At 73.9% G+C, this 16411-nt stretch carries 15 protein-coding genes; 8 read left to right on the top strand and 7 right to left on the bottom strand.

Annotated elements, in window-relative coordinates; translation table 11 throughout:
- Window positions 1-62: 62 nt before the first annotated feature.
- Window positions 63-917 (bottom strand): alpha/beta fold hydrolase, encoded by an 855-nt coding sequence (locus ABZU69_RS18180; RefSeq protein WP_354965493.1) that lies wholly within the window; start codon window positions 915-917, stop codon window positions 63-65.
- Window positions 918-1070: 153 nt separating this feature from the next.
- On the opposite strand from ABZU69_RS18180, the gene ABZU69_RS18175 reads away from it, so the two are divergent.
- From ABZU69_RS18175 to ABZU69_RS18160, 4 genes are read left to right on the top strand one after another with little or no spacing between them, the layout of a single operon-like run.
- Window positions 1071-1970, top strand: coding sequence for an ABC transporter ATP-binding protein (locus ABZU69_RS18175; protein WP_354965492.1), 900 nt, complete (start codon window positions 1071-1073; stop codon window positions 1968-1970).
- Between the two features lies 1 nt (window position 1971).
- Window positions 1972-2787: an ABC transporter permease gene (locus ABZU69_RS18170; RefSeq protein ID WP_354965491.1), complete on the top strand. Its 816-nt coding sequence runs from the start codon at window positions 1972-1974 to the stop codon at window positions 2785-2787.
- Window positions 2788-2813: 26 nt separating this feature from the next.
- Window positions 2814-3944, top strand: a complete 1131-nt coding sequence (locus tag ABZU69_RS18165; RefSeq protein ID WP_354965490.1) for a histidine kinase — start codon at window positions 2814-2816, stop codon at window positions 3942-3944.
- Complete coding sequence (locus tag ABZU69_RS18160; protein ID WP_354965489.1) at window positions 3941-4594, top strand: response regulator transcription factor; 654 nt, start codon at window positions 3941-3943, stop codon at window positions 4592-4594. Before ABZU69_RS18165 ends, ABZU69_RS18160 begins: the two co-directional genes overlap by 4 nt.
- A gap of 55 nt (window positions 4595-4649) precedes the next feature.
- On the opposite strand, the gene ABZU69_RS18155 is transcribed toward ABZU69_RS18160, so the two are convergent.
- On the bottom strand, window positions 4650-5561 hold the full coding sequence (locus tag ABZU69_RS18155) for a L,D-transpeptidase family protein (RefSeq protein ID WP_354965488.1): 912 nt from the start codon (window positions 5559-5561) through the stop codon (window positions 4650-4652).
- Between the two features lie 79 nt (window positions 5562-5640).
- Entirely contained in the window at window positions 5641-7086 is a 1446-nt protein-coding gene (locus tag ABZU69_RS18150) for an alpha-amylase family glycosyl hydrolase (RefSeq protein ID WP_354965487.1), read from the bottom strand.
- A 275-nt stretch (window positions 7087-7361) separates the two neighbouring features.
- Here ABZU69_RS18150 and ABZU69_RS18145 point away from each other — a divergent pair, with 275 nt between their 5' ends.
- The 4 genes from ABZU69_RS18145 (at window position 7362) to ABZU69_RS18130 (ending at window position 12118) form a co-directional block, all read left to right on the top strand.
- Window positions 7362-9038, top strand: coding sequence for a hypothetical protein (locus ABZU69_RS18145; protein ID WP_354965486.1), 1677 nt, complete (start codon window positions 7362-7364; stop codon window positions 9036-9038).
- Window positions 9038-10501 carry an NADH-ubiquinone oxidoreductase-F iron-sulfur binding region domain-containing protein gene (locus tag ABZU69_RS18140; protein ID WP_354965485.1) on the top strand — a complete coding sequence of 488 codons (1464 nt, stop codon included), beginning with the start codon at window positions 9038-9040 and terminating at the stop codon, window positions 10499-10501. Before ABZU69_RS18145 ends, ABZU69_RS18140 begins: the two co-directional genes overlap by 1 nt.
- Before the next feature lie 70 nt (window positions 10502-10571).
- Window positions 10572-11168, top strand: a complete 597-nt coding sequence (locus ABZU69_RS18135) for a redoxin domain-containing protein (protein ID WP_354965484.1) — start codon at window positions 10572-10574, stop codon at window positions 11166-11168.
- On the top strand, window positions 11165-12118 hold the full coding sequence (locus tag ABZU69_RS18130) for a cytochrome c biogenesis CcdA family protein (protein ID WP_354965483.1): 954 nt from the start codon (window positions 11165-11167) through the stop codon (window positions 12116-12118). The genes ABZU69_RS18135 and ABZU69_RS18130 overlap by 4 nt, the downstream gene beginning before the upstream one ends.
- Here ABZU69_RS18130 and serS read toward each other — a convergent pair.
- The 4 genes from serS to ABZU69_RS18110 all read right to left on the bottom strand — a co-directional run bounded on the left by serS (window position 12115) and on the right by ABZU69_RS18110 (window position 16386).
- Complete coding sequence (serS, locus tag ABZU69_RS18125; protein ID WP_354965482.1) at window positions 12115-13401, bottom strand: serine--tRNA ligase; 1287 nt, start codon at window positions 13399-13401, stop codon at window positions 12115-12117. The genes ABZU69_RS18130 and serS overlap by 4 nt on opposite strands.
- 113 nt (window positions 13402-13514) lie before the next feature.
- Window positions 13515-14603 carry a MerR family transcriptional regulator gene (locus ABZU69_RS18120; protein ID WP_354965481.1) on the bottom strand — a complete coding sequence of 363 codons (1089 nt, stop codon included), beginning with the start codon at window positions 14601-14603 and terminating at the stop codon, window positions 13515-13517.
- Between the two features lie 25 nt (window positions 14604-14628).
- The gene (locus ABZU69_RS18115) at window positions 14629-15873 is read right to left on the bottom strand and encodes a saccharopine dehydrogenase NADP-binding domain-containing protein (protein WP_354965480.1); all 1245 of its coding nucleotides are present in this window, start codon (window positions 15871-15873) and stop codon (window positions 14629-14631) included.
- A 63-nt stretch (window positions 15874-15936) separates the two neighbouring features.
- Window positions 15937-16386, bottom strand: a complete 450-nt coding sequence (locus ABZU69_RS18110) for a hypothetical protein (protein ID WP_354965479.1) — start codon at window positions 16384-16386, stop codon at window positions 15937-15939.
- Window positions 16387-16411 lie beyond the last annotated feature (25 nt).

Raw genomic sequence — 16411 nt, 5'->3', positions numbered from 1 at the left:
TCTCCCCGTTACCCGCGCTCGGCCCGCCCATGCGCTCGAGAGCCCGCCGGCGCTGTGCAAGGTCAGCGGCGCGGGCTCTCGCTGGCGATGGTCGCCTCCCGGGGCAGCGCAGCCGCCCGTAGCGCCCAGTCCAGCGCGTAGTCGGCGATCGGCTCCCAGCCGTCCTGTCCGACGGTGAAGTGTGACCGGCCGGGGAACTCCTGGTACGCGGTGAGCGCCCGGGACTTCTGGTAGAGCGTGGCGTTGGCGCGGACCACCGACGGCGGCACCACGTGGTCGACCTCGCCGGCCATCAGCAGCAGCGGCGCGCGGTCGTCGCGCCCGGCGTCGACGCGGGCGGGTGAGCGCGGGTCGAGGTTGGCGAACGCGCCTTCGAAGTACACCCGCCCCGCACCGGGGACGGCGTAGCGCTGCCAGGCCCGGTCGGAGTCTTCGCGGCTCATCGCGTTGCCGAACGTGTAGGCGAAGTCGTCCTGGGTGAACGGGACGGCCTTGTGCCGGTTGGCGGGGCTGCGCAGGATCGGGAAGCCGGAGCGCAGCTGACTCAGGGGCACCTTGAGCACCCCCTTCACCTGCGCGGGGTGCACTCCCACCGCCGCCGAGCCGAGCCCCCGGTCGACCAGGAGTTGGGTGATCAGCCCGCCGAACGAGTGCCCCATGATGATCGGCGGTCGGGGCAGCGCCCGGATGATCCGATCGTAGTGCGCGACGATCGTGGCGATGCTCTGCTCGGCGATCGGCCGGGGATCGTCGCGCAACTGCTCGACGGACCGGTCCATCCCGGGCCAGGCGGGGACGATGACGTGCATGCCGCGCGCGGTGTACCGCTCGGCCCAACCCTCCCAGCTGCGGGGGGTCATCCAGAGCCCGTGGATCAGCACGATCGTGTCGGTTCGGCCCTGCGGCGTGGCACCCATCGCGTTCCCCCTGTCGCGGCGTCCGGCCCGGCGGTTACCCGCTCCTGCGGGCGTCACGCTCCGTGTCGCCCGGACGGCCCCTGACAAATGTCACGGCCGGAACGTGACGACCGCTCCGGGTACCGCACCCCGCGCGGCCGGAGCATGGCTGACATGACCAGTACGCACCCGGCCGTCGAACTCGACGGCCTCACCAAGACCTTCGGCGCCGTCACCGCGGTCGACGGGCTGAGCCTGCGGGTGCAGCCCGGCGAGGTGGTGGCGTTCCTCGGCCCCAACGGCGCGGGCAAGACCACCACCATCGACATGCTGCTCGGGCTGGCCCGTCCGGACGCGGGCACGGTCCGCCTCCTCGGCGGCACCCCGGACGACGCGGTGGCCCGGGGCCGGGTCGCCGCCGTGCTCCAGACGGGCGGGCTGCTCAAGGACCTCACCGTCGGTGAGACCGTCCAGATGACCTCGCACTTCTACCGGCACACCCGCCCGGTGACGGAGGTGCTGGAGCGGGCCGGCATCGCCGACATCGCCGACCGGGTGGTCGGACGCTGCTCCGGCGGCCAGCAGCAGCGGCTGCGCTTCGCGCTCGCACTGCTGCCGGACCCGGATCTGATGGTGCTCGACGAGCCGACCACCGGCATGGACGTCGAGGGTCGACGGGACTTCTGGCAGGCCCTGCGCCGCGACGCGCGCGCCGGACGAACCGTCATCTTCGCCACCCACTACCTGGATGAGGCGGACGCGTACGCCGACCGGATCGTGTTGGTCCGGCAGGGGCGCGTCGTCGCCGACGGCACCACCGCGGAGATCAAGAATCTGGCCGCCGGCCGCACCGTCCGGGCCACCCTGCCCGGTGCCGACCAGGCCGCCCTCGCCGCGCTGCCCGGTGTGGACGCCGTCGAGGTACGCGGCGACAGCGTGCTGGTGCGCACTGGCGACTCGGACGCGATCGCCCGACACCTGCTCACCCGGACCGCGGCCCGGGACGTGGAGATCACCTCCCGCAACCTCGAGGACGCCTTCCTCGCCCTGACCACCGAGCACACCGGAGCCTGAGATGACCACCCTGCCGGCCACCCCCGCCGCCACCCGTGCCGACCGGCCCACCGAACCGGACCGTCGGCTGCCCGCCCTGGGCGGGTTCGCCCCGGCCGTCCTGCGCATCGAGCTGCGCAGGGTGCTGCGCAACCGCCGCACGCTCGCGTTCACACTGATCATGCCGGGCGTCTTCTTCCTCATCTTCGGCCTGCCGCAGGGTGGGCAGTCGCTGGACAACGGCCGCCCGGTGACCGCGTACGTGATGATCAGCCTGGCCGTCTACGCGGCCATGGTGGCGACCACCAGCGCCGGCGGCGCGGTGGCCACCGAGCGGGCGCTGGGCTGGAGCCGGCAGCTGCGGCTCACCCCGCTGCGCCCGACCGCGTACGTGGCCACCAAGCTGATCACCGCGATGGCCCTCGGCCTGCTCGCGGTCGTCGTCGAGTTCCTGGTGGGCGCCGCCGCCGGCGTCCGCATCCCGATGCACGTCTGGCTGCTGGCCGGGCTCGCCGCCTGGGTCGGCTCGCTGGTCTTCGCCGCGTTCGGCCTCTTCATGGGCTATCTGGTGCCGGCCGAGAACGTCATGCAGTTCATCGGCCCGATCCTGGCCGTGCTGGCCATGTTCGGCGGACTCTTCGTCCCGCTCGAGGTGCTGCCGGACGTGCTCCAGCACGTCGCCCGGTTCACCCCGGTGTACGGCGTGGGCGAGCTGTCCCGCGCCCCGCTGACCGGTGAAGGGGTGAGCATGGCCGCGGTGGCCAACATCGCCTGCTGGGCCCTGGTCTTCGGCGTCGGCGCGGCCCGGCTGTTCCGCCGGGACACCGCTCGGGTCTGACCGCTCCGACCGTTAGCGTGGACCCGATGGATCTCTCGACAGGCCACCCCCGGCCGGCGAGCCGCCACTGGCGGTTCACCGGTTGGCTGCTGGCGGCGGTGTGGCTGTTCTTCCTCAACGTGCCGCTCGCCACCACGCTGCACCAGCCACAGCCCTGGCGGCGGGTCGTCGGCGTGGCCGCGCTGCTCGCCTTCGGCGTCGGCTACGTGCTGCTGTTCCAGTGGGCCCGCCAGCTGCGCGAGTCGCTCACTCCGATCCCGGTGGGCCGGGCGCGGGCGGGGCTGCTGCTACTGCTCCTGGTGGGCCTGGCCAGCATCCCGGGCGCCGGTGGGGACTGGCTGGTCACCCTGGTCTACGTGGCCGCCGCGGCGGTGTTCCTGCTGCCGGGCCGGGGGGCGTCGCTGGCCGTGGCGCTCTGCGCGCTGACCCCGGTGCTGGCGTCCTGGCTGGTGCCGGGGTGGGAGGCCGAGAACACCATCGTCTTCGCGGTGCTGCTCGCCTCGTTCGCCATGTTCGGGGTGTCCCGGCTGGCCCAGCGCAACAGTCAGCTGCAGGCCGCCCAGCAGGAGATCCGCCGGCTCGCGGTCGCCGAGGAGCGGGTCCGCACGGCCCGCGACCTGCACGACATCCTCGGGCACTCGCTGACGGTGGTGGCGATCAAGGCCGAGTTGGCCGGCCGGCTGATCGAGGTGGACCGGGACCGGGCCGCCGCCGAGATCGCCGAGGTGGAGTGCCTGGCCCGGGCGGCGCTGGCGGACGTGCGGCAGACGGTCGGGGCGTACCGCGAGGTGACCCTCGCCAGGGAGCTGGCGGGCGCCCGCTCCGCGCTGGCCGCGGCGGGCATCGCCGCGGAGCTGCCGGGCGAGGTGCCGGCGCTGCCGGACGAGTGGGACCGGTTGTTCGGTTGGACGGTTCGGGAAGGGGTGACCAACGTGGTCCGGCACAGCGAGGCGCGGTGCTGCACGATCCGGGTGCACCCGGACCGGGTCGAGGTGAGTGACGACGGCCGGGGTCCGTCCACTTCCGACGTCTCCGGGCACGGGCTGGTCGGTCTGCGGGAGCGGGCGCGAGGGCTGGACGCCGTGGTGTCCGTGGGTCGCCGTCCGGACGGAACCGGCTTCCTGCTGCGGGTACACGCGCCGGCGGGGGCCCGGTGAGCGGCCCCACCGGTGGTACGCCCGCGCCGGGCGCGCCGATCCGGTTGCTGCTCGCCGACGACCAGGCGCTGGTCCGTGGCGCGCTCGCCGCGCTGCTCTCGCTGGAGCCAGATCTGACCGTGGTGGCCGAGGTCGGCCGGGGCGACGAGGTGGTGCCGGAGGCACTCCGAACCACCCCCGACGTGGCTCTGCTGGACGTGGAGATGCCCGGCCTGGACGGGATCGCCGCCGCCGCCGCGCTACGCGCCGCGTTGCCGGCCTGCCGGGTGCTGGTGGTGACCACCTTCGGTCGGCCCGGCTACCTGCGTCGGGCGATGGAGGCCGGCGCGAACGGCTTCGTGGTCAAGGACACGCCGGCCCGGCAACTCGCCGAGGCGGTCCGTCGGGTGCACGCCGGCCTGCGGGTGGTCGACCCGACGCTGGCGGCGGAGACCCTGGCCACCGGTGCCAGCCCGTTGACCGAGCGGGAGACCGAGGTGCTTCGGGCGGCCCGCGCCGGTGGCACCGTCTCCGACCTGGCGGGGGAGCTGCACCTGTCCGACGGGACGGTGCGCAACCATCTCTCGGCGGCGATCGGCAAGACCGGCGCCCGCAACCGGGCCGAGGCGGTCCGCATCGCCGAGCGGAACGGCTGGCTGCTCGGCGAGTGAGCGGCGTTCGCTCAAGCCGTGAGCGGCGTTCGCTCAGGCCGTGAGCGGCGTTCGCTCAGGCCGTGGGCGGCGGGGTGGGGAGCTGGTCGACGACCACCAGGCTGCTGCCGGGGCGGACCTCCGCGAGCAGCTCCCGCTGGCCGCTGCGGGTGACCCGGATGCAGCCGTTGGTGGTGCTCTCGCCCAGCTCGCCGTCGTGGTACCAGGTGTGCAGCCCGATGTGCGCGCCACGCAGCCCGGTCGGCACCGACTTCGGGTCGTCGGGCACCGAGCCGAGGGCGTAGATGTCCACCCCGCCGTAGACGTCCTGCGGTGGCGGGGTGCGGCCCAGGATGAAGGTCCGCCCGAGCGGGGTCTCCTGTCCTTCCTGCCCGAGGCTGGTCTGCCAGGAGCGCACCGCCTTGCCGGCCCGGTACCAGGTGAGCCGGTGCACCTTGCGCTCCACCACGATCTGGTCGCGCAGGGCCACGGTGTCGAACCCGCCGGACGGCAGCCAGGCGAGCCGCCGGTTGGCCGACGGGAGCAGGACGGCCGTCCAGCCGAGGCGTTCTTCGGCGATCGGCACGGTCAGCTCGACACCGGCGAGCGTCGGTTCGAGGAAGGCCAGCGGACGTCCGCCGGGCGCGTCGTACGCGGCGATCCGCCGGGTCGGGTGCACACCCTCGGTCAGGGGCGTGGTGTCCATGGTGGCCGGATCGGCGGGAAACCCCTTGGGGGCGGGGTCGTAGTCGACGACCGGTAGCCCGTCCGGGGCGGGCGCCGCCGACGGCACCGGTTCCTCGGGGCTCTGCTCGATGCTGCTCGGCGTCGGATCGGGCGCCGCCGCGACAGGTCGGTCGGTGGTCGTCGAGCGCGGCGTGAGGGCCTGGCCGACCAGCAGCGCGGCGATCAGCAGCGCGGCCACGGCGACGGCGGCGGCCACCCAGCCGCCCCGGCGACGGGACGGGGTCATTCGGTCAAACGGCACGAAACCACTGTATCGGACCTGTTAGGAAGGTGCCCTTGCTATACAAAAGGCGATAACAAGGGCACCTTCCTTGCGGTGCTCAGACGCGCGCGCCGACATGGATGGCCACGGCGTCGTGCGCGGGCACGTTGGCGGCGAACCAACCGTTACCGTCCACCGTGATCACCGGGCCACTGCACGTGCCGCCCGCGTACGTGCCGTGGATGACGTCGCAGTACCGGCCGGCGGGCAGCCCCGTGTAGTACGAGCGCCCGTTCACCGCGGAGTCCTCGTCGTTGACCGTGATGAAACCCTTGCCGCTGCGGCTGAACGCGATGTGGTTGTTGCCGTTGTCGTACCAGTTGGCCACGCCGGCGCCCTCGGTGGCGTTGCGGAAGCCGACCATGTTGGCGATCACCGGCCAGCGGTGCTCGCACTCCCAACCGGAGTAGCAGGTGGTGTTCAGCGTCTTGTTGGCGCCGTCCGAGGGCGGGCCGGCGTCCCGGTTGCTGAAGGTGTAGCTGGACATGACGGTCGGCGAGCCGTACGGCCAGGCCAGCATGAAGGCGTTCGCGAGGGCGTAGATCCCACGGTCCCGGTACGTGAGCACCCCGCCCGCGTCGCGCTGGGTGTCGTGGTTGTCCACGAACACCGAGGACGGTCCGGTGGGCAGGTGCCCCCAGCCCTCGCCGAAGTTGCGCAGGTACGCCAGCCGTTCGGAGCGGAACACCCGGGCCAGGTCCTTGCCGTAGCGGAACTCGTGCACGTCACCGTTGCCGGTGTACTCGGTCGGTTGGATCGGCTCGCCGGCGCCGTAAATGACCTCCTGCACGATGTACGCGGAGCGGGAGAGCTCGCCCCTGATCGCGGCGATGTCGGCCGCCGGCATGTGCTTGCTGGCGTCCAACCGGAACCCGTCCACGCCGAGGGAGAGCAGGTCGTTGAGGTACGACGCGATCTTCGTACGGACGTAGTCCGACTCGGTCTTCAGGTCGGAGAGGTTGACCAGCTCGCAGTTCTGCACCTCGTACCGGTCGTTGTAGTTCGCGATGTCGTCGCCGCCGTTGCGGCCGCAGTGGTGGAAGTCCTGGGTCTGGTAGATGCCCGGGTAGTCGTAGTGCGAGTAGGACGAGCCGGCCCAGCCGGTGCCGCCGTTGTCCTGACCGGACATGTGGTTGATGACCGCGTCGACGATCACCTTGACCCCGGCCGCGTGGCAGGTGTTCACCATCGACTGGAACTGGGCCCGGGTGCCCTTGCGGGACTCGATCCGGTAGCTGACCGGCTGGTACGCCATCCACCACTGGTTGCCCCGCACGTGTTCCTGCGGGGGCGAGACCTGGACGTAGCCGTAGCCCTTCGGCCCGAGTGTGCTCTGGCACTCGCTGGCCACCGACGGCCAGTTCCACTCGAAGAGCTGGACGATGACCTTCTTGCCGCCGGACGGGGCGGCGACGGCCGGGGGAGCCGTCACGGTGGTGGGAAGGAGCAGGCTGGCAAGCAGGCCGAGGGCGAGGATCGCTGAGCCGCTTCGACGTCGGTGCATCGGGACTCCTGACGGGGGATGGGGGTGGTGGTGCGGCGGGGGGAGCAGACCGGTTGCCGGAATCTTGCAACCACGACTGAAATTTTCCGAAAGGTTACAAGCGTGTTGCAGGCACTGTCAACGCATGGACATCTATCACTGCCCTTTCCGCCCTGTCGCGTGGCGGCTCCGCGCCCCGGCGGTCCCCGCTACACGCGTCCCGGTGCCGGTTGGTTCGATCCGGCCCAGAAATTTCCATCCCAGGGTGATCCGCGCGCCCCTTCGGTCCGTACTGGATGAGGGAGCAGGGTCGGCCGGTGGTGCGCCGCCGCGAGACGATCGAGGAGCAGATGGCCCGGGCAAAGCTGAACCAGAAGGCGCCCCCCGTCCGGACCAGCGCCAGCAGTCGGGGGGTGCGAACCCGGTCACGGTCGGCGACCACCCTGCTGATCGCGTCGGCCCTCGCCGCGCTCTGGGCGGCGACCATGCTGACCGGCGCGGGTCAGAAGGCGTACGCCTACGGGTTCTTCTTCACCGAGTTCTTCGCCGGTGTGATCGCCCTGGTGTCGCTGAGCCTCACCGTCATGCTCGGCCTGCTCGCCACCGACCGCCTCGTGCTGCGCATCGCGCACCGGGTGCTGTTGCAGTCGGCGCACCGGGCCACCGGTGTGCTCGGCGTCTCCGGACTGCTCTTCCACGTGCTCACCAAGATCGCCACCGGCCGGGCGGCGGCGACCGACGCGCTGGTGCCGTTCGTCGGCGGCGGAGGGCTCTACGTCGGGCTCGGCACGGTGGCCGCCCTGCTGATGGTCAGCGTGATCTGGACCGGCATCATCCGCGCCCGCTTCGCCGACGTCGGTCCGAAGTGGCTGTGGCGCGCGCTGCACTCCACGGCGTACGTCGCCTGGCCGTTCGCCCTGTTCCACGGCCTCAACGCCGGCCGGGCCGCGAAGTCCTGGGTGGTGTTCAGCTATCTCGGCTGCGTCCTGCTTGTCGTGCTGGCGCTGCTGGTCCGGCTCTCGGTCACCATCGGCCGGCGCAGCCGCGAGCAGCACCAGGCCGCGGTGCGGAACGCGGCGATGGCCGGCCGGACCAGCGAGGAGGGCCGCGGCCGGTCGCTGCGGACCGGGCTGAGCCGTCGCCGCGACACCGGCGCGGAGAAGCGTCCCGCCTGGGCGGAGACCACCACCGCCACGTGGGCCGCACCGGCCACCGCCCGGCCCCGCGACCCCGACCGGTTCACCGTGCCGGTGGTGCCCGAACCGGGCTCGCTCACCGAGCCCGCCCGGCCCAGCCGGCGCCAGCGGGACGAGGAGCCAGCGGCCCGCCGGGGCACCGAACGGGCCGCGCGCGGCCGGCGCGACGAGCTGGAGCCGGCGGCCCGCCGGTCGACCCGGCGGGACGTGGACGAGCCCCGCCGGCGCGACGAGGAGGAACTGGAGCCGGCGGCCCGGCGCCGCGGCGAGCGCACCCGGGACCGGGACGAGGCGGCCCCGACCCGGCGGCGGCGGGGCAGCGCGCCGGTCGAGGAGCCGGTCGCCGAGCGGTCCACCCGCCGGTCCCGCGCCGAGGACGACGGCAGCCGGTACTCGGCCCCGCCCCGACGGACGGCGGAGGAGCCCGAGGAGCCGTGGGACAGCCCGCGGCGGTGGCAGGCCGCGGAGCCGATCTCGGCTGGCCCGGTCTCTGCGGAGCCGATCTCCGCTGGGCCGATCTCCGCGGCGCCGCGCAGCGGCAGCGGCCGGCACAGCGTTGAGGACGACCTGCCGGAGGAGCCGGACTACTGGCGCCCGCCGGCCCGGTACCTGCCGGAGGACGTCGCGCCGCCCGTCGACGACACCCCCACCCTGGTCGACCTGGCGTCTCGCCGGGCGCGGCGGGCCTCCGGCGAGAGCCGGTCCAAGCGCCGCAAGGCCAGCGCCGACGCCGTGGACGGGGCGTACTGGGCCGGGCTGCGGGGTGAGGCGAAGTGATGCGTACGACCGTGCCTCCGGTGGCCTGCGTCGGTGAGCCCCGGCTCACCGCCGGGTTCGCCGAGTTCGGTCGGCTGGACCTGGCCGCGCACGACGAGGTGCACGGGCTGATCGGCCCGATGGAGCCCGCCCAGCTGCTCAGGCTCGCCGAAGGCATGCAGCTCAAGGGCAAGGGCGGGGCGGGTTTCCCGTTCGCCCGCAAGCTGCGCGCGGTGCTGGAGTCCTGCGAACGGCAGGACCTCGCCGCAGTGGTGGTCGTCAACGCCACCGAGGGGGAGCCCGCCAGCTGGAAGGACAAGGTGCTGCTGACCCGCGCACCGCACCTGATCCTCGACGGCGCGGCGCTGGCCGCGTACGCGCTGGACGCCGACGAGATCGTGATCGGTGTGGCGGATGACGGGGTCGGCCGGGACTCGCTGATGGAGGCGCTGGAGGAGCGCCGGATGCCGGTGCCGACGACTATCGTCACCGTGCCGCACCGGTTCATCTCCGGCGAGGGTGGCGCACTGGTCAACGGCATCAACGGGCTGCCGCACATCCCGCCCGGTACCAAGAAGCGCTCCAGCGACTCCGGGGTCAGCGGTCTGCCCACCCTGCTGTCCAACGCCGAGACGTACGCCCAGCTCGCCGTCGGTGCGCGACTCGGCCCGTACGAGTACTCGGCGCTCGGCACCGACGACGAGCCGGGCACGGTGCTGCTCACCGTGACCGGCGCGGCGGCCCGGCCGGCCGTGGTGGAGTGCACCGCCGGCATGCCGCTGCGCGACGTCCTCGACCTGTGCGAGGTCCCGGACGTCCAGGGCATCCTGATGGGCGGCTACCACGGCAAGTGGATCACTCCGGAGGCGGCGGAGAAGGCCGAGGTCTCCCGCAAGGGCCTGGCCGCGGTCGGCGGCACCCTCGGCGCGGGCATCATCGTCCCGCTCGGCGTCGACACCTGCCCGCTCGGTGAGGCCGCCCAGGTGGTGCGCTACCTGGCCGGCGAGTCCGCCGGCCAGTGCGGACCGTGCAAGATGGGCCTGCCCGACCTGGCCCGCGCGGTGGACCTGGCGGTCGCCGGCAGCCAACCGGCGGACGTGGTGCGGGCCGCCGCCGGTGAGGTGAAGGGGCGCGGTGCGTGCAGCCACCCGGACGGCACCGCCCGGTTCGCCCTGTCCGCGATCGAGGTCTTCGCCGACGACCTGCGGTTGCACAGCACCGGCGACGGCTGTGGCCGGCGGGTCAAGGGCGTGATGGGGCTGCCGGGCGCCCCCGACGGGAACCCGCAGAAGCTCACCCTGGACTGGTCGCGCTGTGACGGGCACGGGCTCTGCGCGCACGTGGTGCCCGACTTCATCCGGCTCGACGCCAACGGTTACCCCGCCTTCCCGCCCACCCCGGTGCCGACCTGGCTGCGGGAGGGCGCGCTGAAGGCGGTCAAGCTCTGCCCGGAGCTCGCCCTCCGACTCGCGAAGGCCGAGTAAGGAAGGGCACCTTTTTAACGCCTGGTGCATAGGAAGGGGCCCTTCCTAACGACTGTGGAGGGAGACGCGGATGCGCAGCTGGCACGCACGGAGGGGACCACGTCGGGCCGGCACCGCCGCCGCGCTGGTCGCGGCGCTGCTCGGCGCGGTCTCCTGCAGCGGTACGGCCGCCCCGCCACCGGCGGCCGCCGGCACCGCGCCCGCCGCCACCACCGCTGCCGCGACCGGCTCGCCGACCGCCGCCCCGACTCCGGCGCGGGTCCCGGACACCCTGCGCTTCACCGGAACCACCCTCACCGGCGCCGCGTTCGACGCGGCGCAGCTGGCCGGCCGCCCGGTGGTGCTGTGGTTCTGGGCTCCGTGGTGCGCCACCTGCGCCAGCCAGGCCTGGACGGTGGCCGAGATCGCGCCCCGTTTCCGGGACACCGTGCCGATCGTCGGCGTCGCGGGCCTCGGCGAACAGCGGGCGATGAAGGACTTCGTCACCGAGTTCGAGCTTGCCGGGACGCCGCAGATCGACGACCGCGCCGGCGCGCTGTGGCGTCGGTTCAAGGTGACCGAGCAGAGCACCTTCCTGATCATCGATCGGGACGGCAAGGTCGTCCACCAGGGCTTCCTGGACGGTGAGGCGCTCACCGCCCGGGTCACCGCGCTGGCCGGGGCGTGACCGCCCCGCTGCTGCTCGCGCTGACCGCCGGCATGCTCGGCGCGGTCAACCCGTGCGGCTTCGCGTTGCTGCCCGCGTACCTCTCGCTGCTGGTCGCCGGGGCGTCGGACGCCCGCGGCGCGGTCGGCCGCGCGCTCACCGCGGCGGCCGGGCTGACCCTGGGGTACGTCCTGGTCTTCGGCGCCTTCGGCCTCGCGCTCGCGCCGCTGGCCGGCTGGCTGCGGCCCCGGTTGCCGTGGCTGACCGTGGCGCTGGGGCTGCTGCTGGTGGCGGCCGGGTGCTGGCTGCTCGCCGGCCGGCGGCTGCCCGCCCCCGGCTGGTCGGCCCGGGCGCCCCGGCTGACCCGTTCCTGGCCGTCGATGGCGCTGTTCGGCGCGGCGTACGCGTTGGCCTCGCTCGGCTGCGCCATCGCACCGTTCCTGGCCATCGTGGTGACCAGCCTCCAGGCCGGCTCGACCGGCCGCGGGCTGGCGCTGTTCGGCGCGTACGCCCTCGGGATGGGGTTGGTGGTCGCGGTCGCCGCGCTCGGCGTGGCGCTGCTGCGCGACGGGCTGGTGGCCCGGCTGCGCGTCGCCGGCGCGTTGGTGCCCCGGCTCAGCGGCCTGGTGCTGCTGCTGACCGGCGGGTACGTCGCCTGGTACGGCTGGTACGAGCTGCGGCTGGCCGCCGGCCGTCGCGACGCCCTGCAGGACCCGGTGATCCGGGTGGCCGCCCAGGTGCAGCACGCCCTCGCCGACACCCTCGACAGACTCGGCCCGGCGGCGCTGCTCGCCGCCCTCGTCCTGCTCGCCGCGGTGGGCGTGGGCGTGCGCGTTAGGAAGGGCACTTTCTTAACGCCTGCGGTAGAGGAAGGGTCCCTTCCTAACGTGGTGGCCGAGCGTGCGACGGCACCGCCGGATACGCCGACGGGGGCCGGGGTGGACCCGGCCCCCGTCGAACGGATCGGCTAGCGCAGCGGGGTCAGACGGTCGGTGCCCATGCGGTCGCGGAGGACCTCGGGGATCAGCACCGAGCCGTCGGCCTGCTGGTATTGCTCCAGGATGGCCGGGAAGAGCCGGCTGGTGGCCAGCGCCGAGCCGTTGAGGGTGTGCACGAAGCGGGTCTGCTTGCCGCCCGGCTCGCGGTAGCGGATGGCCGCCCGGCGGGCCTGGTAGTCGCCGGCCCAGGAGACCGACGACACCTCCTTGTACTTGCCGGTGCTCGGCATCCACACCTCGATGTCGAGGGTCTTCTTCATCGACGCGCTGGCGTCACCGGCGGAGAGCAGGGTGCGCTGGTAGTGCAGGCCCAGCCCCTCCACCAGGCTCTCCGCGTGGGCGAGCATCTCCTCCAGCGCCGCGTCGGCCTGCTCCGGCAGGGTGAACTGGAAGATCTCCACCTTGTTGAACTGGTGCCCGCGCACCGTGCCGCGCTCGTCCGAGTGCGAGCCGGCCGACTCGCGCCGGTAGCACGGGGTGTACGCGAACGCCTTCAACGGCAGCTTCGTGGTGTCCAGGATCTCGTCCTGGTACGCGCCGAGGATCGCCGTCTCCGAGGTGGGCAGCAGGAACTGCCCGCGCGGGGCGGACTCCCGGTCCAGGTGGTAGACGTCGTCGTAGAACTTGGGGAACTGCCCGGCGGCGAAACCGGCCGAGTCGAGCAGCAGGTGCGGCGGGAGCAGGAACTCGTACCCGGCCCTGATGTGCTGGTCGATGAAGTAGTTCAGCAGCGCCCACTCCAGCCGCGCGCCGACCCCCGTGTAGAGCCAGAAGCCGGAGCCGCCGAGCTTGACGCCGCGCTCGTAGTCGACCAGGCCCAGCGCCCGGGACAGCTCCACGTGGTCACGGACCTTCTCGATGGCCGGCGGCTCACCGAAGGTCTTGACGACCCGGTTCGCCTCCTTGCCGCCGGGGAGGACGTCCTCGCTGGGCAGGTTCGGCAGTTCGCTCATCGCGTCCCGCAGCCGGGCCTGCACCTCGTCCAACTGGGACTCCAGCTCGGCGAGCTGCTTGCGCTCCGCCTCCGGTGCGGTGACCTGCGGCTCGGTGCCGGCACGCTTCGCCTGCGCGTACGCCCGGGCTTCCGCCTTGCGGCGCTGCCGCTCCGCGTCGATCTCCGTGATGAGGGCGCGGCGTTCCTGGTCGAGCCGCTGGATCTCGTCCAGGGCCAGGTTGACCTCGGCGGGATCCAGTCGCTTCGCCAGCGCGGTCGCCACCGCCTCGCGATCCTTCCGGATCAACTCCATGTCGAGCATGCTGCTCCGTACGCCTCCGTCCGGGGTCAGGTGGACCAACAGATGCTACCGTCGCGCCCCGTTCGCTTCGGGTCGGGGAGCGCGAGCCCACCGCGCGGAATCAGACGGCGGGTTCAGAGCCGGATCGGCATCAGCACGGAGAAGGTGTCCGCGTCGTCCGGGCGGCGTACGGCCAGCGGGGCGATCGGCCCGTCCAGCTCCAGGACCAACTGCGACCCGCCGGCCGCGTCCAGCGCGTCCAGCAGGTACGCGCCGTTCACCCCGACCCGCAGCCCGCCGACCGGGTCGGACCCGGCGGTGGGCACCAGGCGCAGACCGCCCCGCTCGTCGAGGCCGAGCACGGTGACCGCCAGCCGCGTTCCGTCGTGTTCGCGGTCCACCGTCGGGGCCGCCGGGTCGGTCAGGGCGGCCCGCAGCGCCGGCACGTCCACCGGGATCCGGCGCGCGGCCGGTCGCTCACCGACGGCCTCACGCAGCAGCCGCCGGTAGTCCGGGAAGTCGTAGGGCAGGGCGGCGCCGGTCAGCGTCCGGCCGGCCACGGCGACCCGCACCTCCGCGCCGGCCACGGTCAGCCGCACCGGCCGGGTGTCGGCGGGGTCGAGCAGCGGCCGGAACCGGTCGACGAGGTCCACCGGGACGAGCACCCGCACCGGTGGTCCGTCGACGGCCGCCCCGGCCCGGGCCAGCGCGAGCCGGTGCCGGTCGGTGGCGACGAGCCGGACGCCGTCCAGCTCCACGTCGACCAGCACGCCGGTGAGCACCGGCAGCTCCGGGTCGCGGCCGACGGCGAAGCGCACCGCGTCGACGGCGGCGGCAAGTTCGGCGGGGGCGAGCAGCAGCGTGGTGATCGCCGGCGGCGCCGGGTCGACCAGGGCCCGGAGGCGGGCGACCTCCCGGCGGGCGTCGGCGAGCCCGTCCGCCAGTCGGCGCAGGTGCGTGTCGAGCAGCCGGTGCACCGCCGCCGGCTCGGCACGTACCGCCGCGGCGATCTCCGGCACGGGCATGCCGACCCGACGCAGCCCGGCTACCAGCCGGGCTGGGGGGATCTGCTCGTCGGTGTACCAGCGGTAGCCGGTCACCGGGTCGACCAGGGCCGGCTCGAGCACCCCCGCCGAGTCGTAGAAGCGCAGCGCGCTGACGGTCAGGCCGCTGGCCCGGGCCAGCTCACCGATGCTGTGCAGGTCGCTCTCCACGACCGGCATCCTGCCCCCTCGACCGGGTCGAGGGTCAAGCCGCCGCCCCCGCGTCCGGCGCGGCGGCCGTCCGGTCGGCGGCCTCGGGCACCTGCCGCGCGGCCTCCTGCTTCAGGACCCGGAAGGTGAGCCCGGCCCGGATGAGCCGGTCGAGCAGCGCGTCGCCCATCGCGGCGACGGGGGTGAGCTGGCCGGCGGTCGGCGCCAGTTCGTCGAGCGCCAGGCAGAGCGCCGACTCGGCGAGCATCTTCGCCGTCTCGTCGTAGCCCGGGTCGCCGCCGGCCACCTCGGTGACCACCCGGCGCCCACCGCCGGTGCCGACGAACCGGACCCGGAACCAGGATGCCGCCCGCTGCTGCGGGGTGGGCCCGTGCCCGGACGCGAGCCGGCCGAGCAGCCAGCGCCGGGTGGGCGGCAGCTTCACCAGCCCGACCAGCGCGCCGAGCCCGGCGGCCGCGGCCAGCACGGTCGGCAGCCGCTTCACCGCGGCGAAGTGCCGGTACCGGAAGTCCGGGCCGTACTCCGGTCGGGCCGCCGCCGAGCGGCGTACCACCTGCGGGTCGATGGTGGGCAGCGGTACGGTCCAGATGCCCAGCTCCGCCGAGCGGCCCAGCCGGCCCGGCGCCGCCCGGACCCGGCGGTCGGTGGGACGCGGCTCGACGGCCCGGCGATCCCGGGCGGCTTGGCTGGCCTGCGCGGTGCGGGAGAACGCGGTGAGCGCGGACTGGTACGTGCCGGCGGAGAACTTGCCGCCGGCACGGACGTAACCGTCCACGGTGATCGGCGTGCCGGCGGGCAGCTGCTTGACGGTGAACCAGACGCCCAGGTCGTGCGGGATGGAGTCGAACCCGCAGGCGTGCACCAGCCGCGCGCCGGTGCGGGTCGCCTCGGCGTGGTGGGCGACGTACATCAGATCGACGAACTCCGGTTCGCCGGTGATGTCCAGGTAGTCGGTGCCGGCCCGGGCGCAGGCCGCGACCAGCGGTTCGCCGTGGTGGATGTACGGGCCGACGGTGCTGGCCACCACCCGGGCGTTCTCCGCCACCGCGCGCAGCGAGTCGGCGTCGGTCACGTCGGCGCTGAGCAGCGGCAGCGCGGCCAGGGTCGGGTCGATCGCGGCGAGCCGGTCCCGTACGGCGGCGAGGCGGCCCTGGTTGCGGCCGGCCAGCGCCCACCGCAGCCCGGACGGCGCGTGCCGGGCCAGGTATTCGGCGGTCAGCCCCCCGGTGAACCCGGTGGCTCCGAACAGCACCACGTCGTACGTCCGCTCCCCAGCCATCCCCAGAGTCTGCCATCCGCTGCCGTGCGTGGCAGATCGTGAGCGCGGTGGATCTGGACCGGATCACCCGCCAGGTCGGGGGCGGTCCAGCGCGGACCGGTCCGCGCGCAGCACCTCGCCGGCCTCGATGTGCTGCTTGGCCTGGCGCAGCGCCCGGCGGACCAGCAGACCCGGATCGTCGCCGACCAGGTGCGCGGCCAGCCCGACCCGCGGAGTGGCACCGGCCAGGGGGCGGGCGGCCAACTCGGTGCCCCGGCCGCCCGGGGCCGGCCGGACCCGCACCTCGACCGCGCCGTCCAGGCGGCGCAGCGGCTCCGGCCACCGGCCGTCGGGGAGCACCCGCTCGGGCGGCCGACCCACCGTCACGACCTCCCACCGGGCCGGCGCGGCGGGGTCGCCGCGCGCGCCGGGCCGGTGGCGCCGCCGGCGTACGCGGAGCAGCCTCGCCGCCCCGGTCAACGCCGCGCCGCCGAGGGTGACTCCCACCCGTACCAGCGGTCGCATCGGTCCCACCCGTCCTTTCCGTCCACGTCCCCCG

The organism is Micromonospora sp. NPDC005206, assembly GCF_040608175.1.
Classification (GTDB): Bacteria; Actinomycetota; Actinomycetes; order Mycobacteriales; family Micromonosporaceae; genus Micromonospora.
The sequence above is the reverse complement of the archived record's forward strand: the minus strand, read 5'-3'. Positions and strand labels throughout refer to the sequence as shown.